Annotated in this window: 24 protein-coding genes; 13 read left to right on the plus strand and 11 right to left on the minus strand. The window is 60.8% G+C overall.

All coding sequences use genetic code 11. From position 1 onward, the window contains the following. Positions 1 to 19: 19 nt before the first annotated feature. Together AC1Z36_RS13415 and AC1Z36_RS13420 are read left to right on the plus strand one after the other, a co-directional pair. Complete coding sequence (locus AC1Z36_RS13415) at positions 20 to 442, plus strand: organic hydroperoxide resistance protein (RefSeq protein WP_105658061.1); 423 nt, start codon at positions 20 to 22, stop codon at positions 440 to 442. Next, positions 435 to 872 (plus strand): DoxX family protein, encoded by a 438-nt coding sequence (locus tag AC1Z36_RS13420; RefSeq protein ID WP_483561341.1) that lies wholly within the window; start codon positions 435 to 437, stop codon positions 870 to 872. The genes AC1Z36_RS13415 and AC1Z36_RS13420 overlap by 8 nt, the downstream gene beginning before the upstream one ends. 71 nt (positions 873 to 943) lie before the next feature. On the opposite strand, the gene AC1Z36_RS13425 is transcribed toward AC1Z36_RS13420, so the two are convergent. Further along, positions 944 to 1,738 carry a hypothetical protein gene (locus AC1Z36_RS13425; protein ID WP_483561342.1) on the minus strand — a complete coding sequence of 265 codons (795 nt, stop codon included), beginning with the start codon at positions 1,736 to 1,738 and terminating at the stop codon, positions 944 to 946. Then, positions 1,735 to 2,658, minus strand: coding sequence for an ATP-binding cassette domain-containing protein (locus tag AC1Z36_RS13430; protein ID WP_483561343.1), 924 nt, complete (start codon positions 2,656 to 2,658; stop codon positions 1,735 to 1,737). Before AC1Z36_RS13430 ends, AC1Z36_RS13425 begins: the two co-directional genes overlap by 4 nt. 140 nt (positions 2,659 to 2,798) lie before the next feature. Here AC1Z36_RS13430 and AC1Z36_RS13435 point away from each other — a divergent pair, with 140 nt between their 5' ends. Further along, positions 2,799 to 4,148, plus strand: coding sequence for a sensor histidine kinase (locus tag AC1Z36_RS13435; protein WP_483561344.1), 1,350 nt, complete (start codon positions 2,799 to 2,801; stop codon positions 4,146 to 4,148). 15 nt (positions 4,149 to 4,163) lie between these two features. After that, on the plus strand, positions 4,164 to 4,841 hold the full coding sequence (locus tag AC1Z36_RS13440) for a response regulator (protein WP_483561345.1): 678 nt from the start codon (positions 4,164 to 4,166) through the stop codon (positions 4,839 to 4,841). Here the strand turns inward: AC1Z36_RS13440 and soxR are convergent. Continuing rightward, positions 4,822 to 5,331 carry a redox-sensitive transcriptional activator SoxR gene (gene soxR, locus AC1Z36_RS13445; protein ID WP_332489009.1) on the minus strand — a complete coding sequence of 170 codons (510 nt, stop codon included), beginning with the start codon at positions 5,329 to 5,331 and terminating at the stop codon, positions 4,822 to 4,824. The genes AC1Z36_RS13440 and soxR overlap by 20 nt on opposite strands. An 87-nt stretch (positions 5,332 to 5,418) precedes the next feature. Here soxR and AC1Z36_RS13450 point away from each other — a divergent pair, with 87 nt between their 5' ends. From AC1Z36_RS13450 to AC1Z36_RS13470, 5 genes are all read left to right on the plus strand, one after another. After that, a complete protein-coding gene (locus tag AC1Z36_RS13450; RefSeq protein WP_483561346.1) occupies positions 5,419 to 5,652 on the plus strand; it encodes a hypothetical protein in 234 nt (77 codons plus the stop codon). Between the two features lie 185 nt (positions 5,653 to 5,837). Continuing rightward, positions 5,838 to 6,971 carry an LLM class flavin-dependent oxidoreductase gene (locus AC1Z36_RS13455; RefSeq protein WP_483561347.1) on the plus strand — a complete coding sequence of 378 codons (1,134 nt, stop codon included), beginning with the start codon at positions 5,838 to 5,840 and terminating at the stop codon, positions 6,969 to 6,971. Further along, positions 6,955 to 7,413: a MarR family winged helix-turn-helix transcriptional regulator gene (locus tag AC1Z36_RS13460; RefSeq protein ID WP_105658053.1), complete on the plus strand. Its 459-nt coding sequence runs from the start codon at positions 6,955 to 6,957 to the stop codon at positions 7,411 to 7,413. The genes AC1Z36_RS13455 and AC1Z36_RS13460 overlap by 17 nt, the downstream gene beginning before the upstream one ends. 122 nt (positions 7,414 to 7,535) lie before the next feature. Further along, on the plus strand, positions 7,536 to 8,219 hold the full coding sequence (locus AC1Z36_RS13465) for a GIY-YIG nuclease family protein (protein WP_332489013.1): 684 nt from the start codon (positions 7,536 to 7,538) through the stop codon (positions 8,217 to 8,219). Positions 8,220 to 8,328: 109 nt separating this feature from the next. After that, complete coding sequence (locus tag AC1Z36_RS13470) at positions 8,329 to 8,922, plus strand: dihydrofolate reductase family protein (protein WP_133834714.1); 594 nt, start codon at positions 8,329 to 8,331, stop codon at positions 8,920 to 8,922. A gap of 13 nt (positions 8,923 to 8,935) precedes the next feature. On the opposite strand, the gene AC1Z36_RS13475 is transcribed toward AC1Z36_RS13470, so the two are convergent. Both AC1Z36_RS13475 and AC1Z36_RS13480 read right to left on the minus strand, forming a co-directional pair. Next, positions 8,936 to 9,412: an SRPBCC family protein gene (locus tag AC1Z36_RS13475; RefSeq protein WP_332499038.1), complete on the minus strand. Its 477-nt coding sequence runs from the start codon at positions 9,410 to 9,412 to the stop codon at positions 8,936 to 8,938. Positions 9,413 to 9,481: 69 nt separating this feature from the next. Next, positions 9,482 to 9,991: a GNAT family N-acetyltransferase gene (locus AC1Z36_RS13480; protein WP_181148973.1), complete on the minus strand. Its 510-nt coding sequence runs from the start codon at positions 9,989 to 9,991 to the stop codon at positions 9,482 to 9,484. A gap of 449 nt (positions 9,992 to 10,440) precedes the next feature. Here AC1Z36_RS13480 and AC1Z36_RS13485 point away from each other — a divergent pair, with 449 nt between their 5' ends. Then, positions 10,441 to 11,868, plus strand: a complete 1,428-nt coding sequence (locus tag AC1Z36_RS13485) for a D-alanyl-D-alanine carboxypeptidase family protein (RefSeq protein ID WP_483561348.1) — start codon at positions 10,441 to 10,443, stop codon at positions 11,866 to 11,868. A gap of 65 nt (positions 11,869 to 11,933) precedes the next feature. On the opposite strand, the gene AC1Z36_RS13490 is transcribed toward AC1Z36_RS13485, so the two are convergent. Genes AC1Z36_RS13490 through AC1Z36_RS13510 form a run of 5 tightly spaced genes read right to left on the minus strand, consistent with a single transcriptional unit; the run spans position 11,934 to position 17,636 of the window. Further along, on the minus strand, positions 11,934 to 13,076 hold the full coding sequence (locus AC1Z36_RS13490) for a cysteine desulfurase family protein (protein WP_332489023.1): 1,143 nt from the start codon (positions 13,074 to 13,076) through the stop codon (positions 11,934 to 11,936). Then, positions 13,073 to 13,939 (minus strand): carboxylating nicotinate-nucleotide diphosphorylase, encoded by an 867-nt coding sequence (gene nadC / locus AC1Z36_RS13495; RefSeq protein ID WP_402697534.1) that lies wholly within the window; start codon positions 13,937 to 13,939, stop codon positions 13,073 to 13,075. Before nadC ends, AC1Z36_RS13490 begins: the two co-directional genes overlap by 4 nt. Then, positions 13,936 to 15,579: an L-aspartate oxidase gene (gene nadB, locus AC1Z36_RS13500; RefSeq protein ID WP_402734958.1), complete on the minus strand. Its 1,644-nt coding sequence runs from the start codon at positions 15,577 to 15,579 to the stop codon at positions 13,936 to 13,938. Before nadB ends, nadC begins: the two co-directional genes overlap by 4 nt. After that, positions 15,576 to 16,859 (minus strand): quinolinate synthase NadA, encoded by a 1,284-nt coding sequence (gene nadA / locus AC1Z36_RS13505; protein ID WP_483561349.1) that lies wholly within the window; start codon positions 16,857 to 16,859, stop codon positions 15,576 to 15,578. Before nadA ends, nadB begins: the two co-directional genes overlap by 4 nt. 51 nt (positions 16,860 to 16,910) lie before the next feature. Further along, positions 16,911 to 17,636: an NUDIX hydrolase gene (locus AC1Z36_RS13510; RefSeq protein ID WP_332489031.1), complete on the minus strand. Its 726-nt coding sequence runs from the start codon at positions 17,634 to 17,636 to the stop codon at positions 16,911 to 16,913. A gap of 116 nt (positions 17,637 to 17,752) precedes the next feature. Here AC1Z36_RS13510 and AC1Z36_RS13515 point away from each other — a divergent pair, with 116 nt between their 5' ends. Together AC1Z36_RS13515 and AC1Z36_RS13520 are read left to right on the plus strand one after the other, a co-directional pair. Continuing rightward, on the plus strand, positions 17,753 to 18,511 hold the full coding sequence (locus tag AC1Z36_RS13515; protein WP_483561350.1) for an alpha/beta fold hydrolase: 759 nt from the start codon (positions 17,753 to 17,755) through the stop codon (positions 18,509 to 18,511). A gap of 142 nt (positions 18,512 to 18,653) precedes the next feature. After that, on the plus strand, positions 18,654 to 19,802 hold the full coding sequence (locus AC1Z36_RS13520) for a TRAFAC clade GTPase domain-containing protein (RefSeq protein WP_483561351.1): 1,149 nt from the start codon (positions 18,654 to 18,656) through the stop codon (positions 19,800 to 19,802). A gap of 434 nt (positions 19,803 to 20,236) precedes the next feature. Here AC1Z36_RS13520 and AC1Z36_RS13525 read toward each other — a convergent pair whose 3' ends face one another. Then, complete coding sequence (locus AC1Z36_RS13525) at positions 20,237 to 21,016, minus strand: helix-turn-helix transcriptional regulator (protein ID WP_332489037.1); 780 nt, start codon at positions 21,014 to 21,016, stop codon at positions 20,237 to 20,239. 85 nt (positions 21,017 to 21,101) lie between these two features. Here AC1Z36_RS13525 and ilvD point away from each other — a divergent pair, with 85 nt between their 5' ends. After that, positions 21,102 to 23,021, plus strand: a complete 1,920-nt coding sequence (gene ilvD, locus AC1Z36_RS13530; RefSeq protein WP_105661080.1) for a dihydroxy-acid dehydratase — start codon at positions 21,102 to 21,104, stop codon at positions 23,019 to 23,021. Positions 23,022 to 23,187: the final 166 nt, after the last annotated feature.

A 23,187-nucleotide genomic window follows, 5' to 3' on the forward strand; every position in this document is an offset into this window, starting at 1 on the left:
CTCATCGAAAGGCAGTTTCATGGAAACCCTGTACACCGCTGAATCCCTGTCCACCGGCCAAGGCCGCGAAGGCCGCGTCCAGACCCCGGACGGCAAGCTCGATCTGGCCCTGGCCTCCCCGGCAGAGCTGGGCGGCTCGGGAGCCGGCACCAACCCGGAACAGCTGTTCGCAGCGGGCTACGCCGCCTGCTTCCACTCGGCATTGAATATGGTGGCGCGCGGCCGCAAGGTCAAGATCGAGGACTCCAGCGTCGGCGGCCGAGTCCACCTGAACCGCGACGGAGAGAACGGGTTCAAGCTCTCGGTTGAGCTGGAAGTCATCATTCCCGGCATGGAACCTGCGCTGGCCCAGGAACTGGCCGACGCGGCCCACCAGGTCTGCCCCTACTCCAATGCCACCCGCGGCAACATCGATGTCCTTGTCAGCGTCAGCGATGACTAGGTCTCCCGCGGCGAAGCCCCTGGGATTTGCCCGGCACGGCGCAAGGATTGCGCTCGGGGCATTCCTGGTCTTCGCCGGGGTCAGCCACCTGACCTTTGCCCGCGAGGAATTCCGCGCCCAGGTCCCGGACTTCTTCCCGCTGGATCCGGACCTGACGGTCATCCTTTCCGGTGTCGCCGAAATCGGCCTGGGACTTTCCTTGCTGGCGCTGCTCAAGAAGCGGGTCGCCGTAGGCTGGATCGCCGCGCTCTTCTTCGTCGCGGTGTTCCCCGGCAATCTCGCCCAGTGGCAGGAGGGACGCGACGCGTTCGGCCTGGACACCGACGGGAAACGGCTTGCCCGGCTCTTCTTCCAGCCAGCGCTGGTAGCGCTCGCCCTATGGAGCACCGCTGCATGGCGGGACCGGGCCCAGCTTCGGTCCAAGGCCTAGCAACTTCAGCCACGTGCGCACAGCGGGGTATCGGGCATCATGCCCGATACCCCGCTGTGCGCTGCCTGCGGCTAGGCGTCGCGCCGCTTCAGCGAAACATATCCGGCTCCGAGCAGGGCCACGGCCCAGCCTGCCAGCACCAGCAGCGCCGCTGCCGGCCCATAGGGTTCGGTGGCGCCGGTGGCCATGAACGTCGCCGCATTGCTGGGCAGGTAGTCGGCCACCGTCTGCACCCATGAGAAGGGAATCAGCTGCAGGATCTGCGGCAGCCCGATCACCAGCATGATCGCCGAGACGATCGCCCCGGCCGAATTCCGGCACAGCAACCCGAGCCCGAGCACCATCAAGCTCAGCAGCGCCAGGTAGATTCCGGCGCCCACGCAGGCCGAAACCAGATCGGAGAAGGTGAAGGTACCATACGGCCCCGCGCTGAGCGCTGCCGGGATGGTGCCCACGCCGATCAACGCCACCCCGGCAGCGAAACCGAGCCCGGAGAGCAGCAGCGACTTCGCTGCCAGCAGCAGCCCGCGGCGCGGTACCGCTTGCAAGGAGGTGGTGATGGTGCCGCTGGAGTACTCGCTGGTGATGTGCAGGGCCGCGGCGGCAGCGAAGAACAGCTGGCCGAATTGCAGGGTTGCGAAAACCATCAGCGGGGCGGGCATCGCCGTGTCGAAGCCATTGTCCCCGCTGGCTTTCGCACTGGCACCCAGCAGCCACCCCAGGGCGATGGACAGCGTGATTCCCGAGCCATAAAGCCAGAGCAGCGAACGCAGCCCGAAGAATTTAGCGGCCTCGGCGCGGGCCGCCGGCAGCAGCCCTGCGCCCGGGTATCCGGATGCGGACTCTTTGATCTGCAGCGTGCTCATTTGCTTCCCGCTCCCCTAGCTGATTCGGCGGAGTACTCCACCATGCCATGCGTCAATTGGTTGTAGGCGTTTTCCAGCGATCCGTGGGCAACGCTCAGTTCATGCAGCTCGATGCCATGGGCGAAGGCCAGCGCGCCGACATTTTCCAGCGGCAGGCCGACGATCTCCAGCCGGTCCTCGCCAGCGTTCAGCTCGATGCCCGGTTGCTGCAGGAGCCCGGCGAGCGCCGCGAGCTGCGGCGAGCGCACCGTAATGACCTGCTGGGTGAATTGCCTGATCAGCTCCCTGGTGGGGGCTTGGGCGATCAGCTCTCCACGGCCGATCAGGATCAGCTGGTCCGCGACCTGCTGCACCTCGCTCATCAGGTGGCTGGAGACGAAGACGGTCCCGCCGCGATCCGCCCGGGCGCGCAGCAGCTGCCTGATCCAGACGATCCCTTCGGCGTCCAGCCCGTTCATCGGCTCGTCCAGGACCAGGATCTCGGGGTCGCCCAGCAGCGCCGCGGCAATGCCCAGGCGCTGGCGCATGCCCAGCGAGAATCCGCCGATCCGCTGGGTGCCCACGGACTGCAGCCCGACGTCGGCCAGTGCCTCATCCACCCGGGTTGCCGGGATCCGGTTGCTTTGCGCCAGGGATGCGAGGAAGGTGCGCGGGGTGTGCCCCGGGTGCCCCGCCGTGCCGCAGATGTGCGCTCCGAGAACCTGCAGCGGGTAGCGCAGCTGCGCGTAGGGAACCGAGTTGACCAGTGCCCGCCCGCTGCTGGGCGCGTCCAGTCCGAGGATCATCCGCATGGTGGTCGATTTGCCGGCCCCGTTGGGTCCGAGGAATCCGGTCACCTGCCCGGGTTCTATGGTGGCGGTCAGCGCATTGACTGCGCGGGTGGCGCCGAAGTCCTTGCTCAGCGCTTCAAGTGCGATCATGGTGTGCTCCTTTGGTTCTGCGCTCAACCCTAGGATTCGCCCGGGCTGCCGCGCACTGGCTGGAAGTCTGCCAACGCGCGGCCCCGAACCCCTACCTTGGTCGGTGTCTGGCTGCGCCGATTCTGCGTAGCATGTTGATCATGACTACCTCGTGGAAGCAGCCGGTCCTGTTGCTGCTGCTGGCACTGTGCGCCTATCTGGTTCCGATCTCCACGAACGGGGCCTGGGTTGTGCTCGCTCCCCTGGCCGCGGCCTGCAGCTACCTGGCCGGACGGCATGTTTCCGCGCTGGCCCATGGATTGCTGGCCCTCGGGGCAGGAACGCTGGCCTCCGGGGTGACGCTGGCATGGTCCTCGCACCTGAGCCTGCTGGCCTTCGCACTGAATATCCTTACCGGCCTGGTGCTCTTTGCACTGCTGCCCTGGTGGGCGGGCCGGGCGCGGCGCAATGCGGTGCTGTTCCGCAGCCAGGAGCGCCGGCATGTGGTGGTGCAAGCCGAGCTGCGGGAAAGGGCGCGCATTGCCGAAGCCATGCATGACCAGCTGGGCCACGATCTGGCGCTGCTGGCGCTGTCCACCGGCGGGCTGCAGGTGTCCTTGGAAAAGGGCACGCCGGCCTACGAACAGGCAAAGCGGATCCGCGAGCAGGCCGATGAGTCCATTGGGCATCTGCACCAGATCATCGGGGTGCTGCACGAGGACGGCGAACAAGCGCCGCTGGGCCCGGCAGGTTCATCGCTGGAGCAGCTGGTCGAACAGGCCCGGGCCAAGGGCATGAAGATCAATTTCTCCCGGAAGGGCCCCTCGCCCCAGGCTCCCGGGTCCATCCGGTGGGCCGCGGTGCTGCGCCAGGTGGCCCAGGAGGCGTTGACCAATGCGGCGAAGTACGCGCCGCACGCCGAGGTGGACCTCGAGCTCGATACGCGCTCGGAGCAGGCGGTGCTGAGCATTTCCAATCCGCTGCATGGCCCCCTGCCTCCCAGCCGGGTTGGGGCCACCGGGATAGCGTCGCTGCGCGGCACCCTCGAAGCTGCCGGAGGCTCGCTGGCGGTGCACCGCACCAAGGAGCGTTTCGAACTGCGCGCATCCATTGCCCAGGCATCCCCGCACCCGGCGCCTGCCGGGGTGCAGCCGCCGGTGAAGCGCGCGAGCACCTCGATGCTGGTGCTGATGCCGGTCCTCGCCGTCACTGTGATTGCCGCGGCCCTGCTGCTGTTGCAGCATGCCACCTACCAGGCCACCGCCCTGCACCCCTCGGACTTCCAGAAGCTCTCGGTGGGCATGGACGCACGGCAGGTTGCTTCGCTGGTCCACGCCCCGGGCCTGGATGAGCCGCTGCCCGTGATCGACGAGCCGGCACCGCCAGGGGATGCGCAGTGCCGCTACTATGCGGCCCGGACCGGGCTGCTGGATCTGGGCAGCGAGATGTTCCGCCTGTGCTTCACCGAAAACGTACTGGTTTCCACCGACCACCTCTACCCCGCCGGCTAGCCAAAGGAACTGCAGATGAGCATGGACACCCCCGTCAGCGTCCTGCTAGTGGATGACGATGCGCTGATCCGCGCCGGGCTGCGCGCGATCCTGTCCAGCGACCCGGGCATCGTCATTGCCGGGGAAGCGGAGAACGGGGTGCGCGCCATCGAACTGGCCGCGCGCTTGGACCCTTCAGTGATCCTGATGGATATCCGCATGCCGCAGCTCGACGGACTGGGAGCCATGGAAGCAATCCTGGGCCAGGCTCCGGAAACCAAGGTGCTGGTCCTGACCACCTTCGGCGAGGAAGAATACATCGACCAGGCCATGTCCGGCGGAGCCTGCGGATTCATGCTCAAGAGCTCGGGACCCGAGGAACTGCTCGGCGCCATCCATGCGGTGGCCGAAGGCGCCGCGGCGCTCTCCCCGCGCATTGCCCGGAGGGTGATCGACAAGGTGCGCGGGATCGACACCGCCGCGCAGTCCCGGGCCCGGTCCCTGGTCCACGGCTTGACCGTGCGCGAACGCGAGGTCTTGGCGCTGGTGGGCCAGAGCCTGTCCAATGCGGAGATTGCCGCCCGGCTGGTGCTCACCGAGGCGACAGTCAAGGGGCATATGACCGCGATCCTGCTCAAGCTCGGGGCGCGCAACCGCGTGGAGGCCGCCCTGATTGCCTATCAGGGCGGAATCGTCACTCCACGGCGCCGGTAAACCCGTGGCTGGAGTTCGCATCGAGTTTGCGGATCCAGCGAGAGCCTTCGCCTTCCGCGGCGGCCTCATCTCCGGGGTTGACCAGCGAGCAATTCTTGATCGACAGGCATCCGCAGCCGATGCATCCATCCAGCGAATCCCGCAGCGATTCGAGCTGGAGCATGCGGCGATCGATGATCTGCTTCCAATGCGTGCTGAGCTGTTCCCATTCACTCTGCCGCGGCGCCCGGTCTTCGGGCAGCTCGCCCAACGTGCCGGCGATTTCAGCCAGGGTCAGGCCCACGCGCTGGCCAGCAGCGATAATCGCCAGCCTGCGCAACGTGTGCTTGGGGAACACGCGCATGTTCCCGTTGGTCCGCGTGGAGAAAATCAGGTTCCGCGACTCGTAGTACCTGATCGCCGCCACTGATACTCCCGCGCGCCGAGCGAGATCCCCGATGCCTAATTGGCTTTTCCTTGTTGGAACTGCGGAGTGGCTGGAGGATGTCATATGAGAAATTATTCAGGTCCGGCCGCTTGACCTCAAGTTAGCTGGAGCCTGTTGGCTGTCGTATGAACTTCTACGAAAGGCCAACTCATGAACGCAACCCAGATTCCGCCATGCACCATCCTGCTCGCTCGCATCCAGGAGCAGCAATCCGGTACGGATACCGGATCCGCGCTGACTGCGCGCCAGCTGCGACGGGCTTTGCGCCAGTTGCGCAAGCACAGGCGCAATTGCCGGTGCGTGCCAGGGCAGCCCTCTTTGGAACCGGCCCACGAGCAAGGCAACTTGTTCTGGGGTGGCGGTTTCATCCCCACCCGCCGTTGACTCGTTGCCCATTGACTCATTGCACGTTGCCGGCAGTGCGGCGGGCACCCGCCGGACGGTGCACCCCAGGAAGAAAGATCTCCGAGGAGCCCGGGAATATTTGACGCATCAACTTGTTATTACATGCATACGCATATAAATTGGTGTCAGGACATAACGCTTGCACCAGGAAAACAGGAGTGGACATGCAATTCGGAGTATTCTCAGTCAGCGACATCACCCGCGACCCGACTATCGGCCGCATCCCTACCGAAAAAGAGCGCATCGACGCATCGGTGGCGATCGCCAAGAAGGTCGAAGAAATCGGCATGGACGTCTACGCCATCGGCGAGCACCACAACCGCCCGTTCTTCTCCTCCTCCCCTACCACCACGCTGGCCTACATTGCCGCCCAGACCGAGCGCATCATCCTTTCCACCACGACCACGCTGATCACCACCAATGACCCGGTGAAGATCGCCGAGGACTTCGCCATGCTCCAGCACCTGGCAGATGGACGAGTGGACCTGGTTCTGGGCCGCGGCAACACCGGGCCGGTCTACCCATGGTTCGGCAAGAACATGCAGGACTCGGTCAACCTGACCGTGGAGAACTACCACCTGCTGCGCCGCCTGTGGGATGAGGACGTGGTGAACTGGGAAGGCAAGTTCCGCACCCCGCTGCAGAACTTCACCTCCACCCCGCGCCCGCTCGATGACGTGGCACCATTCGTCTGGCACGGCTCGATCCGCACCCCGCAGGTAGCAGAAATCGCCGCCTACTACGGTGACGGCTTCTTCGCCAACAACATCTTCTGGCCAAAGGAGCACTACCAGCAGCTGATCAACCTATACCGCGAGCGCTACGAGCACTATGGGCACGGACGCGCCGACCAGGCCGTGGTTGGCCTGGGCGGCCAGTTCTACATGGCCAAGGATTCCCAGCAGGCAGTCAAGGAATTCCGCCCGTACTTCGATAACGCCCCGGTCTACGGCCATGGCCCGTCGCTGGAAGACTTCACCTCCCAGACCCCGCTGACCGTTGGCTCCCCGCAGCAGGTGCTGGAGAAGACACTGTCCTTCCAGGAGTACTTCGGCAGCTACCAGCGCCAGCTGTTCCTCATCGACCATGCCGGCCTGCCGCTGAAGACCGTGCTGAACCAACTGGACCTGTTCGGCGAGTACGTGCTGCCTGAACTGCTCAAGGAAATGGATTCCCGGGCACCGAAGGACCTTACCCCGGCTCCTACCCATGCGGGATTGGTTGCTGCTCGCGACGCTAAACTGGAAGCTGAGCAAGCAAACACCAAGGAGCCTGTAGCAAGTGACCGGGACCAGTAATCCAGCAGCCTCATTGAAGGTCGCCACCGATGCCTGGGAGGCGCTTTTCCGGGCACAGGTGGCGGTCATGCGCCAGATCACCGCAATGCCGGAGTTCGGCAAGCTGTCCATGCGCGAGTACGACGTGCTGTTCAACTTGCGCACCTGCCCCGGCGGCAAAAGCCGGATGGTAGACCTGAACAAGCAGTTGCTGATTTCGCAGCCCAGCCTCAGCCGCATGGTCACCCGATTGGAAGACCAGGGGCTGGTAGTTCGCGAGGCCGACCCGGATGACCACCGTGCCATGCAGCTCTCGCTGACCGAGGCAGGCCGCAAGCTCCAGCAGGAAATCGGAAGGGAACACGTCAAGCATCTGCACAATTTGCTGGGCACCGCACTGACCGAAGAAGAATTCCATGAGTTGGAACGCTTGAGCACCAAACTGCGTGAAGCGGTGCAGTAGCGTTTGCCCCAGCCCGGAAGGACATGCCATAGGCAGCTCCTTCCGGGCTCCCGGGCATTCCATGGGATTAAATTGATTCAGCATCAACTGTTCAATCCCGGCGCACAGAAGGCAGAACACTCTTGAAGGACGAAAAGCTATTCAGCTTGGAAGAAGCTGCCAGCACCCTTGGCGTAGAAACCAAGGAGTTGCGCAGCTATCTGCGCCAGCACCGTCCCAAGGGCGCCATCCAGAAGCCGCCTCAGCCAGGTGGCAACTGGCATGTCTCCGCCGCTTTGCAGACCCAACTTCAGTTCGCCGGCGCGCCGGGGCTGGAAATTTACCTCACGCCCATTGACGACCAGGTCATTGAATCCCTGGACTGGTCGCCGTGGGACTCCTTTGAAGCCACCGCCGACTCGGCGCCAGTGGCCCCGGGCGTCTACATGTTCCGCCGCGCGGGCGCCTCGGACCATGAGCCAATCTACGTGGGCCAGGCTGGTGAACGCAGCGGCAAGGGACTTCGCGGAAGACTGAAGATCTATTCCAGCGGCCAGGGCGCGACCTCCGGCATGGGCAAGTACGCTTTTGACGAAGGACTAGCGGATCCCCAGTGGCTGCGGGACCTGGCAATCGAGGCGGACCGCGGTGAATCCCGCTCAATCCAGCAAGTGGCACGCCTGGCCATTGACCGCTTGAATCTTGAAGGCCGGTGGGTCACCTGCATCCACCGCAAGGCGGCCCTGCTCCTGGAAGCAGCGCTGATCCGGAAATACCACTTGTCGCTGTGGAATGTTGCCGGTGCGCCAAAAGACGTGGAGAGCTAGGCGTCTGGGTGCATTGTCCCGAACCTGGGCTTGATTCTGCCTCCGGGCAGGTTCATTGTAGGAGTAGCCACTCTCCCGCCGGCATGTAGGTTGAATCGAGGCATTTGCCATGGGCTCGGTAGTTTGCGATGTCACCGTCTCCCTGGACGGATTCTGCGCTGGACCCAATCAGAGCATGGATAATCCGCTGGGCGAGGGAGCCGAAGCCCTGCACCGCTGGCAGTTTGAGCGCCTCGACGAGAACCAGGCGGAAATTTCCGCTATTACCGAAGCCTCGGCTTTCATCATGGGGAGCAAGATGTTCGGCCCTCCAGCCGGTGAGGAAGACGCCGACTGGATCGGGTGGTGGGGAGAGACCCCTCCGTACCATGCCCCGGTCTTCGTGCTCAGCCACCATCCGAAGCCGATGCTCTGCCTGGAGGGCGGGACCAGCTTCCAATTCGTCCCCGATGGGATCGAGGAAGCCCTCGCCGAAGCCCAGGAAGCGGCGGGAGAGAATCCAGTGGCCATCGCCGGTGGAGCAAACACCATTGTGCAGTTCTTGCGAGCCGGCCTCATTGACGAGCTGCGGCTGCATATCGCGCCCATCCGCCTCGGGCATGGCGAACCGATCAGCGTTGAAGATATAGAAACGCATATGGACCGCGTGTCGCGGCGCGAAACGACGCTTGCCACGCACGTCTACTACCAGCGCCGCCGCTAGCTGCCGATCCCGGCTATTTGTAGAACCCCTCGCGGAGGTTGATCCCGTATTCCAGCCACGCCTTCATCGCGGCCAGCATCCCGGTCCAGCCCTCGCAATTCCCAAAGGCGGCCTTGGCTCCTTCGGAGGTCGCCACCCAGCTGGCCTCGCTGATGGTCACCTTGGTTCGGGTGCTGTCTTCCAGAGAAGCGAATTCGAACGTCACGGTATTCATGCCATCGGCAGCGGTGGATTGCTGGCCGCCCCATTGCAGGACAATGCGCTTTGGCTCTTCCACTTCCACGACCTTGACCGGGAACGGGCCGGGGAAATCATGGAAGTCCCAGGTCACGGTGGCACCGTTTTCCATGTGCCCGGATGCTCCGCCGGTAGTGAAGTAATGTGAAAGCTGTTCTGGATCAGCCACAGCTTCGTATACTTGCCTGATCGATTTGGAAATGATTCCCGACACGGTGAAGGACAGTTCGCGAAGCTCTTCATGTGGTTCCATAAGACAGGTTTACGCCCGAAGAGCACTAGTGACAATAGATATGGGAAAATTCCCAGCGAAAATTAGCGCTTAGACGCCAAACGGCTTGGCATAGCGGTAGTTGCCGCGCGGCAGGCGGTTATCGTCGAAGACCCGCACCATGAAGTGCTCGCCCCATGAGGTGCGCGTAGGCAGGATCCCGCGACCTTGCGCCGATTCGTAGCCGAAGCGGCGGTAGTAGCCAGGGGCGCCCAGCAGAACGATACCGCTGATGCTTTCTTGCTCGGCCCTGTCATGAATTTCTTGCATCAGGATCGACCCGACACCTCGGTGCTGGTATTCCGGGGCGACAGCTAGCGGGCCAAGTCCCAGCAAGGGTTCCCCATTCACTTCTCCCCATGTAGCGATGACGTGCCCAATGACCGTTGTGTCATCCAGGGCAACGATTGAGAAACGGTTATCGTACTGGTCGCAGTCGAATAGACGCTGCAGCAGTCCGACTTCCTCAGGCTCAACCATCGGATCGATGCCGGAGAACGCAGCATGGGTTATTGCATACACCGCAGCTCGGTCATCGAAGACTTCTGGACGGATACGCATGCACGCAAACCTACCAAATCTCGCCGAGCTAGAAAAATTGGCCCTTCGTGTTCTTCCACCAACTTGACTCCAGGAACGGGGCATTTTCCTGGCGGCTGGCGTGAGGATTGCGACTTCTTGCAAGCAAAGTTCAGCGAGCATTTTCCCAGGCCGTGCTCCTTGCGGCACGCCTGGCCGACTGGAAAACCCAGTTGCGAAGACCCTGCGGCCACGGCCCATGGAATACTTGCGGTGGCTCAAGTGGGAGGCCGTTTATCCATATCCACACCGCCAGCAGCAACTGGTTGCCGGCCTCTGGCGCCAAGTGCGGAACTGCCGCGCTAGTTGATTCAAAAGATGCGCCCAACGAGACTATTCCTTCTCTAACGTTTGCAGTAACGTCTTGAACGAGTCATGGATAGATGATGGAATGATGGTCGCATCGCTTGTCACCTCTATCGGAGAGTTCCATGAAACTGCCTCGGGCGTTCAAGACTTCAATGGCTGCCGTCCTGTCGGCCGCACTGCTTGCAACAGTGCTTCCGGCAACCCCGGCACTAGCCGCAGCCCCTGCTCCAGCAACTTCAGCGGTACAGGCTCAGGCACTGGCAGTTGATGGCGGACTGCAGATTGCCGCCAAGAAAATCCAGCGCAATCCGAGCAAGGATGACGTCTTCGTCAACAAGAAGTACCCGCTCAGTCCCGTTAAGTACGCACCGAAGACGGTAGCGGTCAAGGGCACCAACGTCCGGCTGAAGTCCTCGGCGGCCAAGGCCTACAGCAAGATGGCCAAGGCAGCTGCGAAGGACGGTGTCAAGATCCGGGCTGTCAGCGGTTATCGTTCATACAACCGCCAGGCTGAGCTGTTCAACTACTACACCCGCATCTATGGCAAGAGCTACGCTTCACGCATCTCCGCTGTACCGGGCACCAGCGAGCACCAGACTGGCCTGGCCATTGACGTGGGAAATGCCAACGGCGCTTGCGGTTTGCAGGCCTGCTTCGCCAACACTCCCGTGGGCAAGTGGGTCGGCAAGAACGCACACAAGTACGGCTTCATCATGCGCTACCAGAAGGGCCAGGAATCCGTCACGGGCTACTCCTACGAGCCGTGGCACTTCCGCTACCTGGGTACCTCCTTGGCCAAGAGCGTGAATAACTCCGGCGCCAAGAGCCTCGAAGCCTTCTATGGGGTTTCTGGCAAGAAAGCCAAGAGCACTCCCAAGCAGACCAAGGGCACAGCGCGGACCACCGCGAATCTGAATATGCGCACCGGGGCAGGCGCCGGAAACCGACTGTTGGTGACCATCCCGAAAGGCAAGAGCGTCCAACTGACCGGATCCAAGAAGTCCGGTTGGTACCAGGTTCGCTACAGCTCGAAAACCGGTTGGGTATCGGGCAAGTACCTGAAGAACATCTCGATGCCGGCAGCACCGAAGAAGGATTCGAAGAAGAGCGCGCCTCAGAAGAGCACCAGCAATGCCAAGTCTGCCAAGACCACTGCGAACTTGAATATGCTTGCCGGGGCAGGCACCAGCCATCGCGTCGTGCTGACTATTCCGAATGGCAAGAAGATCGCCATTCGCGGCGCAAAGAAGTCCGGCTGGTACCCGGTGAAGTACGCAGGGAAGAATGGCTGGGTCTCGGGCACCTACCTGAGCAATTTCTCCTCCTCCGGGACTGCACCGAAGACCACCAATCCCAAGAGCTCAAAGTCCTCGTCCAAGAAGACCATCGCGAACCTGAACATGCGCAGTGGTGCGGGAACAGGCAAGCGTGTCATCCTCACTATTCCCAAAGGAAAGACGGTGACCATCCGCGGCTCGAAGAAGTCCGGCTGGTACCCGGTGAAGTATGCCGGGAAGAACGGCTGGGTCGCCGGCACGTACTTGCGCTAGGGCGCCGGCATCGGCTGGCTGCAGTCCTGCTTCCAAGAACTTTTCTGTTCCGGGAAGCAGGATTTTCAGCTTAAGAGCCCGGAGACGCAGGAAACTACAGCCGAGGCCACCTGGCTGATCTCATTTTCTTTTGCGGTGCGCATGAACGAAAGACGGACAGCAGTATGGGCCAGTTCTTCTTCATAGCCCATCGCAGTGAGTACCGCCGAAGGATCGGTCGAGCCTGCTGCGCATGCAGAACCTGAAGAGCATAGGACTCCCCTGCGGGCCAATTCAATCAGCACAGTTTCACCGGCGGTCTTCGGGAAAACGAAGGAGACTATGCCTCCAACACGATGTTCCGGATCCCCTGTCAGCTGGACGCTGCCCGGATGCTTGGCATTGAGTTCCTTGAGAATCCGTTCAACCAGGTACGGGCCAAAGCTTGCGCCCAGTCCTGCTTCGCGCTGTGCGGTCGCTGCCTGCAATGCCGCGGCTATGCCCACGGCAGCGGCCGGGTTCTCGGTTCCCGAACGCATTCCGCCCTGCTGTCCGCCACCGTGCAGCAGCGGCACAAAGCGATGCTTAGCGGACAGGTACAGTGCTCCGCTGCCCTTGAGGCTGCCGAGCTTGTGCCCGGAAATGCTCAATGCGTCCACTGCGGCGCACAACGGCTTGAGATCGATCCAGCCGGCGCCCTGCACGGCGTCCGTATGCATGATCGCCCCAGCGTTGCGGGCCAGTTGGGCAACCTGCACTACCGGTTGAATGGTGCCGACTTCGTTGTTCACTGCCATCACCGAAACCACGGCAACAGCTGCATCGATCAGCTGGCCGGCCGCATCCAGATCGACCAGCCCCGTGGCCGATACCGGGATGATGCGGTGTTCGAATCCGTGGAATTCAACAAGGTACTTGCAGGCTTCCAGTACCGCTGGATGCTCAATGGAGCTTGAGACCACCACACGTCCACGGGGGTTGGCCAAGGCCGCCCCGATCACGGCAGTGTTGGCTCCCTCGGTGCCGCCGGAAGTGAAATAGACTTCCTCTGCTGCCACGCCCAGCTGGCTAGCCAGCTGCGTTCTTGCCCAGTCGTTAGCCCGCTTGGCTTGCTGCCCGGCTTCGTGCAAAGATGCCGGATTACCGAAATCCTTGGTCAACAACGGATTGAGCATGTCGAGAACGTCTTGGCGAGGTGGCGCGGTGGATGCGGCATCCATGTAGATCATGCAATAACCATATCCAGTCCAAGGTCAATTGCTTTCACCGAGTGTGTAATGGCACCCGAGGAAATGACATCAACACCGGCTTCAGCGACAGCCACGACTGTTGATGCGTTGATGTTTCCGCTGGCTTCTACTACTGCTTGCCCGTTGATCAGTTCAATGGCTGCGGGAATGTCAGCGGGATCAAAGTTATCCAGCATGATGATGTCCACTCCGGCGGCGAGCACTGGTGGAATCTGTGCAATGGAATCTACTTCAACTTCCATCGACGTGGTGTGCCCCAGCCGCGCACGTACCGACTTCAGGGCAGCGGTAAGCTGCTCTCCGTTATCCAGCAAAGCCAGGTGGTTGTCCTTGGCCATGAAAGCATCCGATAGGTTGTCCCGGTGGTTGACTCCTCCACCGCAGCGCACTGCGTAGCGTTCAAGGACGCGAAGGCCCGGCGTCGTTTTCCGGGTATCGACAATGCGGGCTTTGGTATGCGCAACCAGGCCGACGAGCTCAGCGGTCGCCGTGGCGATGGCACACATGCGCTGCAGGAGATTGAGCCCCACGCGTTCAGCGGTCAGCAAGCTCGCCGCCGGCCCGGAGACCTTGAGCAAGCTGTCACCGGCGGCAAACGTGTTTCCGTCGGCAATCAGCTGCTCTACCTCCAGCTGCGCATCGACTAGCTGCATAGTCCGGGTGAATACTGCCCCTCCGGAGAGTACGCCTGGCTGGCGCGCCTGCACCACGGCGGTAGCTGTCGCGCCTTCGGGAACGATGGTAAGTGCGGTGATATCGCCGCGCGGATTGTCCTCGGCGAGCGCCAGCTCGATGATGCGGTCCATGGCAGCGTTGGGTACCGGATGGATCAAAGTGTTCACGCGTTCATTTCCTTGCTCAAAAGGTTCTCGTTGTTCAGCTCGCTTGGGTGCAGGGTCCAGCCATAGCGCACACCCTCATCTGACAGGCTGCTGGTGAATTCGGTTGAATCCAAGCGGTGGTGTGCACCCAGGCTTTTTGTGCGTGCCATGGAACCTGCAGCGATGATCCTTGCAGCGATCCACAGATTGCGCAGTTCCGCCTGCTCTCGCGCAGTGGCAGCGACAGGCGCGCTCGTCGCCAGTATCTGGGCCATTTCTTCGAGCTCCTCGCCGGTGCGGTAGACACCAAGCTTGCTGCTGGCTGCCGTTTGCAGCTGTTCAAGATCCAGGGGTGCTTCCGGGGCAGGCTCGGAGAGTTGCTGGATAGTCAGCGCATCGGTATTGCAGCGAGCATCTGGTGGGTCGCTGATCAAGGCCAGGATGGCTTCTCGGGCAAAAATCATTGCTTCCAGCAAGGAGTTGCTGGCCAAGCGGTTGGCACCATGAACTGTCGTGTTGGCGCATTCGCCGGCCGCATAGAGGCCTGGGACAGAGGTTCGTCCTGAGATGTCGGTGTGGATCCCGCCCATGAAGTAGTGCTGGGCCGCTACCACCGGAATCAGGTCATGAGCCATGTCCAGGCCGGAGCCGCCCGCGGTGCAACTTGCGAGCCGGGCGGTTATGGATGGGAAACGGCCTGCGAGGAATCCTGTGCCACGCGTTTCTTCCACGGCCCGCGCATCAAGGTAGACCTGGTGCCCGGCTTGGATCTGTTCATGGATGCCTCGGGCCACGACATCACGGGGTGCCAGCTCAGCATCCGGGTGAATTCCAGGCATGAAGCGCTGCCCGGCGTCATTGACCAAAATGGCACCTTCACCACGTACGGCTTCGGAAACCATCCCGGCTTCTGGATATCGGGCGGGGTCAACCAGCGTTGGATGGAACTGGATGAATTCGGCATCCGCGATGACAGCACCTGCCCGGGCGGCCAGTCCCAGGCCGTCGGCGGTTGCTCCTTGAGGATTGGTGGTCGCTGAATACAACTGGCCCAGTCCACCGGTAGCCAGCAGGATCGCTTCTGCCAGGAGCAGTTGTTCTGCCTCGTTGCGCAAGTAGTGCACCCCTGAGACTTTTCCATCATGCAGCTGGAGTTCGGTGGCAACTGCATCCTCGAAGATGCTGAGCTTGTTTGCAGTTTCCAGTTGGCGCACGGCACGAACCAAGGTTTGCACCAATGAAGCGCCGGTGGCATCCCCATTGATATGCAGAATACGGTGTGCGCTGTGCGCGGCTTCAAGGCCAAGCTGGTAGGAGCCATCTGCATTACGGTCAAAATCCACTGCATAGGATTCCAAAGCCTGCACTAGCTCTTCGCCTGAGGAACACAGGTGTTCCACCGGTTCCACGCCGCAGTGGCCCGCGCCAGCTTTGAGCGTATCGGCAACGTGTTTGGAAACAGAGTCGCCTTGGGCCATGGATGCTCCGGTAACAGCTGACAGCCCGCCCTGCGCGAGCTCGGAGTTCGAGTCCCCCAGTTTCCCTTTGGTCAGCAATACCGGCTGGATGCCCAGCTCTACGGCGTGCAAAGCTGCGCACAGTCCAGCCACACCGGAGCCGACGATCACCAGCTTCTTCGGTTCTTGTTGGACCTGGCTCATGGCTTGGCAGCTAGCATGCGCTCCAAGGCGATCTTTGCATCCCCTTGTTGTTCCTTCGGTACCGAAATTTGGTTGACGACTCGTCCGGCAACCAGCTCTTCGAGCACCCAGGCAAGGTAGCCCGGGTGGATTCGGTACATCGTGGAGCATGGGCAGATCACTGGATCAAGGCAGAAGATGTTGTGCTGCGGGTACTGGGCAGCCAAGCGGTTGACCATATTAATTTCGGTACCGATGGCAAAAGCAGTTGGCTCGGTAGCAGCGGCAATAGCCTTTTGGATGTAGTCGGTAGAGCCGGCTTCATCTGCCGCGTCCACAACTTCCATGGGGCATTCCGGATGCACAATCACGCGCACGCCAGGGAAATCCTCACGCGCCTTGGCGATCTGCGCGGGGTTGAAGCGCTTGTGCACGGAGCAGAAGCCGTGCCACAAAATGACCTTGGCATCGAGCAGCGTGTCGGCTTCGTTGCCGCCCAATTCCTTGCGCGGAGTCCACATCGGCATCTGCTCCATGGGAATGCCCATGGCCTTAGCGGTGTTGCGTCCAAGGTGCTGGTCCGGGAAAAACAGGACGCGGCGTCCTCGCTCGAAAGCCCACTCCAGAACAGTTGCAGCGTTGGAGGACGTGCAGACCAGTCCGCCGTTGCGACCGACAAAGGCCTTGAGCTCTGCAGAGCAGTTCATGTAGGTCACCGGAATGACCGGCATCCGCCCATCATCAGCTTCATCCGCATATAGGGCGGTGAGCTCTTCCCAGCACTTTTGCACGCTCGGACCGTCTGCCATGTCTGCCATGGAGCAACCTGCTGCAAGATTCGGAAGGATCACCGATTGGTCCTCGCGGCTGAGAATATCTGCCGTTTCGGCCATGAAGTGCACACCGCAGAACACGATGGCTTCCGCCTTGTCGCGGGTCAATGCTGCGTTGGCCAGCTGGAAGGAGTCACCCACGAAATCCGCATATTTCACCACTTCATCGCGCTGGTAGAAGTGCCCTAGGATCACTGCCCTGTCCCCCAGGGTTTCTTTGGCAGCAATGATGCGAGTATCAAGCTCGGCGTCGCTAGCCTCCAGGTATTCCTCTGGGATGGAACCCTGCACCGGGTAACCAGCTGGAACCGAATCCTCTTGGGAGGCACCTGGCCCGTAGCCCGCAGGGGTGTCCCACGGGTTGGAGGCCAGATCGGTGGAGCAGGTGGATTCCGGAGCCAGCAGATTGAGCCGAGCGATGTTCTGGGCTACCGAGGCATTGGCGTTGTCAGTGATTTGGGTGCTCATGGGTTCGTCCGTTTCTTACAGGATGACGGTGAAAAGTATGAATGGTGCTTGCTAGTCGTGCAGCGGGTCGACTTCCAACGGGTCTGGTCCGTGGCCCACGTAGCGGTATAACCGTGGCGGCCGGTGCTGTCCGCCGGCCAGATACTCATCGGTCTCCTCGATGGAGGCAGTGTTCTTGAGTGTTCGGCGGAAGTTCGCAGGATCCAGGCGGCGTCCGAGGATAGCTTCATAGACTCCGCGCAGGGCCGCCAGGGTGAAGCGTTCTCCTAGCAATCGATGCGCTATCTGCCCGTACTCGGTCTTGTTGCGCAGCCTCCACATGGCGTAGTCCAAGATCTTTCGGTGGTCGAAAGCCATCTGGGCAATCTGCGGATCATCGATATCGAACCAGGCCACGTTGTCGTCTTGGACGGTGGCACCGACCTGGTCAGCGTTCAGCAGCGCAAAGTAGGCGATGGTGACTAGGCGGTGGGTTGGCGAGCGGTCGATATCCCCGAAGGTGTAGAGCTGTTCCAGATAGGTGGGGCGTAGGCCTGTGGTTTCAGCAAGGTTGCGCCCTGCCGCTTGGCCGAGGGATTCGCGCGGATCAACTGGTCCGCCTGGCAGCGCCCACATTCCGGTGTGGGGTTGGCGAATGCGGCGTACCACTGGCAAGCAGAGTTTGTCGGGTCCGCCATCTTTGCCTTCACGGATTCCCAGGATCACAGTGGAAACCGCAAGAGCGGGCGGGAGGTTGCGGCGTTCATCGACGTTCGCCCAACCCGGTACGGATGACATTTCTTATTTGCCTCGTTTTCAGCACATTCGGATTCGTTAGAGTCATTCTGACATTAACGCTCTTGAGGCGCTAGCCCAGATCACATTTCGAGGGTGAATGGCCTATGATCAATGGCATGACATTGGATCTGAATCTTCGAGTGGTTCGCGCAAACGCTGAGGTGAAAAGCCCATCCGTGCTTTTTATCCACGGCTTCGCCTCATCCGGCGAACTGAATTGGGACCGCTCGCGGTGGCTGAAATATTTCACTGATGCAGGACGCGATGTCCTTCTGGTTGATTTGCCGGGCCATGGAGAAGATCCTCGCCGCAACGACGGCAGCTGGGCACCAAGCCAGATTCGCCAGGCCCTGGCTGCCATCGTGATGGATCTGGACGATGGACCCGTAGATGTCATCGGCTACTCTTTGGGTTCCCGGCTGGCCTGGGAATTCGCCGCTTTCAATCCGGATTTGGTGAATCATTTGGTCATCGGGGGTCCAGGAGCCGGTGATCCGCTGGCCGCCTTCGAATTGGGCCAGGCGCGTGCCTACGTCGAGACGGGCGAAAAGATCCATGACGACTACACCGCCGCCATCATGCGGATTGCCGAGGCTGAACCGTCCAATGATCTATCAGCGCTCTTTGAGCTCATAGAAGCAATCAAATCCGAGCCTTACGATCCGGCAGCCAAGGTGCCGTCAGTTCCCACCTTGCTGGTCGCCGGAGACCAGGACGATCTGGCGACCACCATGCCGCATTTGCGTCGCCTCCTGAAGGACGAAGGAACACGCAATGAAGTGCTGTGGCTGGCAGGACGCAATCACGCCAACGCGGTAACCAGCCGCGAGTTCAAGGAAAAGGCACTAAACTTCGTTAATGCTGAATTCTTATAATTTACATTTCGCCGCTACTCTGCAGTCAAAATAGTTCGCCTATTATACACCTCCGCCCTTTCGTCGCTGTATGCCTATAAGCTGATCCCAACAGAAATCGATTGACAGCGCTAATTGCGCGATAAGCCTGAGGAATGATTCCATGGCGAGTACTAAAACACCTGAGCAGCACATTGCTGTCTTCGGCGAAAGTGGTAGCGGAAAAACAGTTCTACTGTCCGCTTTATACGGAGCCGCGCAAGAACCGGAGTTCACCGAACGCAACCTCTATCGGATAGTTGCCGACGACTTTAAGCAGGGTGCAAAACTTCATAAGAACTACTTGGGAATGCGGGAAAATTCGCGCACACCGCTAGCCAACCGCTTCAATAACGAAACGTACTCATTCACTTTAAAGCTGAAAGAAAACAACGGACAAAACCATCCGAGCATCCCTTTCAATGCGCTCAGGCTCGTATGGCACGATTATCCAGGCGAATGGCTCAGCCACGGAGCCGATTCTGAGGAAGAAGCTGAGACCCGCCTGAAGACCTTTAACAACTTAATCCAGTCGGACGTTGCCTTGATCCTCGTCGACAGTTCGCGACTCCTTGACGATGACGACGACATCGAGCGTTATCTCAAGTCCTTGCTAGGAAATCTCAAGAGCACTCTCCTATCACTTCAAGACGAATTGCTGCATGATGGCAAGAAGCTCGTCAGGTTCCCTCGAATCTGGATGTTTGCACTGACGAAATGTGACTTGCTGCCAGATTATGATGCGTATCGTTTTCGCGATCTTTTGATCGGTAAGGTCGCAGGCGAAATCGCAGATCTCCGGCAAATTTTGTCAGGGTTTGTCACTGGAAATGAAGCACTGTCTGTGGGGGAAGACTTCGTGCTGACATCATCAGCGAAATTTGAATCTGGCCATATCGATCTCGGTGATCGCGTTGGCATCAATCTGGTCCTACCCCTCGCTTCAGCACTGCCAATGCAACGCCATCTTCGCTGGGCGAATGCACGTGTCCTGCCCGGCAAGGTTGCGAAAGAACTGCTAAATGGCGTAGGACTAATCGCTGCGGCGGTTCAACTGGCCCAACATCGATTCCCCAATCGCATCGCATCGCTGCTTAATAAAGTCCAGCCACAAGCTATGGCTCACGTAGCAAACATGGCGGATGAAGGTTTGGAGAAACTCCAGAAGAAGGCAATACAGAAGAAGGACTTTATCAGTGCCATTATTGCGGGTTTCCAATTAGAACTCTCACAAGCTGAATCTGACAAGGTATTGCTCAGGAGCCCACGTTGAGCGTCATTTGGGCCACACGGGGCAGGATTTGGGGATTTCGATTTCTTCGAGATGGGAGTCACGAAAAGCCTCTGGAATTCTACAATCGAGCGTTTTCTGAAGTCGACGACGAATTAGAAGTATTCCACCGAGACGCCGATTCCATAGCTATTCGTTTCGCTGATCCGCTGGACCGCAAGGACAGATCGGGCCGAGTCATTCCTCATGAATTTGTCCTCACAGGCGACGATATGAAGGGCATTTCGTGTCTCGATGATGTTCGATCCAAAATTTGGCCCGCCTTCAGCACGGAATACAGTGAAATTTGGGATAAGGATCTTTAAACGGAGCGTTCGGTTTCGGGACTAATTTGCAGTACTGGAACCGAATGGCAATGTGATGCGTTCTGTTACGAAGCTCTCCCTACGACAAACTCATTGCGAAATCGGTTCCATCTACAGCGGCGTGTACATCAACAAGGTCAGGTCCGAGGCTTCGGTAGGGGTCAGGTTGTGCTGCTCATAGCGGGTCAGGCCTTTAGCTGGGTGCCGGAACACCCGTTCACCAGTACGGAAACCTGCAACGTCGCGTTCATTCCAGATAGCGGCAAATTCCGGGGAGGCCGCCGAGACCCGCGCAACGATGCCGCTCTCCCCCGACGGGCTGAGCCATCCACGCGTTTCGGCACGGAAGCTTCCCACGAAACCGCGGCTTTGCACTTCCCAATCCGGGAGCATCTCACGCAATTGCGCATCGGTGAAAACGAGCCACAACAGGTTCCGATCCTCACTGTCCAGTGAAGCCACCCGCGGATACAGCTGTTCATAGGCCTCGTTCCAGCCCAGGATGGTCCAGTCGGCGGAGAGCAGGAAGGCAGGGAACTGCAAAGCATCGAGCAAACGCTGCAGGGCTGGAGTCATGCCGCCGGTGCCAATGGGGTCAAGTTCACCGTGCCCTGCCAGAGAAAACAGGTACGAGGATTCCACCGGGGTGAGCCGGAACAGCCGTGCCAAGGACTGCAGAACCTGGCGCGAGGGATTGATGTCGCGGGCCTGCTCAAGCCAGGTGTACCAGGTAACAGAAACGCCAGCCAAGGTGGCGACCTCTTCGCGGCGCAGGCCGCGCACGCGGCTGCGTCCGATCTCCGGCAATCCATGGGAAGCCCTGTCAGCCCGGGCCCGGCGGTCTTTGAGGAACGCGGCGAGTTCTTCGCGACGTCTTTGACTTGGAGTCACGGGGTAAACCTCATTGCATGGTAGTAGTACTACTAGTATCGTCACCGTCTGGGTTTGAGGGCAAATATATGGTGAGATTTTAGGTATGACCACACTTCGTTCACACACTGTCACCCATGGCCGCAATATGGCCGGCGCTCGCGCACTGTTCCGCGCAGCCGGCGTGAACGGCGCTGACCTCGGGCGCAAGCCGATTATCGCTGTCTCCAACAGCTTCACTGAATTCGTTCCAGGGCACACCCACCTGCAGCCGGTAGGCCGTATTGTCTCCGACGCCATCACCGCCGCCGGTGGCATCCCCCGCGAATTCAACACCATTGCCGTGGACGACGGCATCGCCATGGGCCACGGAGGCATGCTCTACTCGCTGCCATCGCGCGACCTCATTGCCGACTCCGTGGAATACATGGTCAATGCCCACTGTGCCGACGCGCTGATCTGCATCTCGAACTGCGACAAGATCACCCCGGGCATGCTGATGGCCGCATTGCGCCTGAACATCCCTACGGTCTTCGTCTCCGGTGGTCCGATGGAAGCCGGCCGCGCCACCCTGGTAGATGGCACCGTGCGCACCTTGGACCTGGTGGATGCCATCTCCGAGGCCGTGAACGAGAACGTATCGGATGCAGACCTGCTGCGCATCGAAGAGTCGGCCTGCCCGACCTGCGGCTCCTGCTCGGGCATGTTCACCGCCAACTCGATGAACTGCCTGACCGAGGCCATGGGCTTGTCCCTGCCGGGCAACGGCTCCACCCTGGCTACCCACACGGCCCGCAAGGACCTGTATGAAAACGCCGGCAAGCTGGTAGTCGATATCGCCAACCGCTACTACGGCGAAGACGACGAGACGGTGCTGCCACGCAGCATCGCCACCAAGAAGGCCTTCGGCAACGCCATGGCGCTGGATATCGCCATGGGCGGTTCCACCAACACCATCTTGCACCTGCTGGCCGCCGCCCGCGAGGCCGGCGTGGAATTCGGCCTCGATGAGATCGATGAAGTGTCCCGCCGTGTACCGTGCCTGGCCAAGGTTGCACCCAACGCTGCCGGCAACGGCACCATCTACTACATGGAAGATGTCCACCGTGCCGGTGGCATCCCCGCAATCCTCGGCGAGCTGCGCCGCGGCGGCCTGCTGGATGAAACCGTGCACACGGTTCACTCGGCAACCCTGGGCGAATGGCTCGATGACTGGGATATCCGCAGCGGCAAGGCCAAGGAGGAATCCTTCGACCTGTGGCACGCAGCCCCGGGCGGCGTGCGTTCCTCCACCGCCTTCTCGCAGTCCGAGCGGTGGGCGGCGCTGGACACCGATGATGCAGAAGGCTGCATCCACTCGGTTGAGAACGCCTACTCCAAGGACGGCGGCTTGGCCGTACTGCGCGGCAACATCGCCGTGGACGGTGCAGTGGTCAAGACCGCTGGCGTTGACCCTTCGATCTGGACCTTCTCCGGCCCAGCAGTGGTCTGCGAATCACAGGATGAAGCCGTCGAGAAGATCCTGAACAAGCAGGTGAAGGAAGGCGACGTAGTAGTCATCCGCTACGAAGGTCCCAAGGGCGGGCCGGGCATGCAGGAAATGCTCTACCCCACCTCGTTCCTCAAGGGCCGCGGCCTGGGCAAGGCCTGCGCACTGATCACCGATGGCCGCTTCTCTGGTGGTACCTCGGGCCTGTCCATCGGGCACGTCTCCCCCGAGGCCGCTTCCGGCGGCATGATCGCCCTGGTGGAAGATGGCGATACTATCTCCATCGATATCCCGACCCGCGAGCTGACCCTGAACGTCTCTGACGAGGTCTTGGCACAACGCCGCGAGCGCTTGATCGCTACCACCGGCTACCGCCCGAAGAGCCGCGAGCGCGTGGTCTCCCCTGCGTTGCGTGCCTACGCCGCCATGGCGTTGTCCGCTGACAAGGGTGCAGTCCGCGACGTGGATCGCGTAGAACGTGCCATGCGCGAAGCCGATGAGCGTGAAGCCGCAGCCCAAAGCGCAGCCCAAATCTAGCCAGAAGGCTTGACCATGGCAACAGGCCCGGACCACTTATGCGAATAAGCGGACCGGGCCTGTTCTGTTTCCAAGGCACTAGCCCCGAAGCAGCAGGGATTGTTCCCCGCACGCCGAATGCCGGCCCTGCCCCGAAAGGCAAGACCGGCATCCAGTTGGCGCGCGG

This window comes from Glutamicibacter sp. BS14, assembly GCF_056934375.1.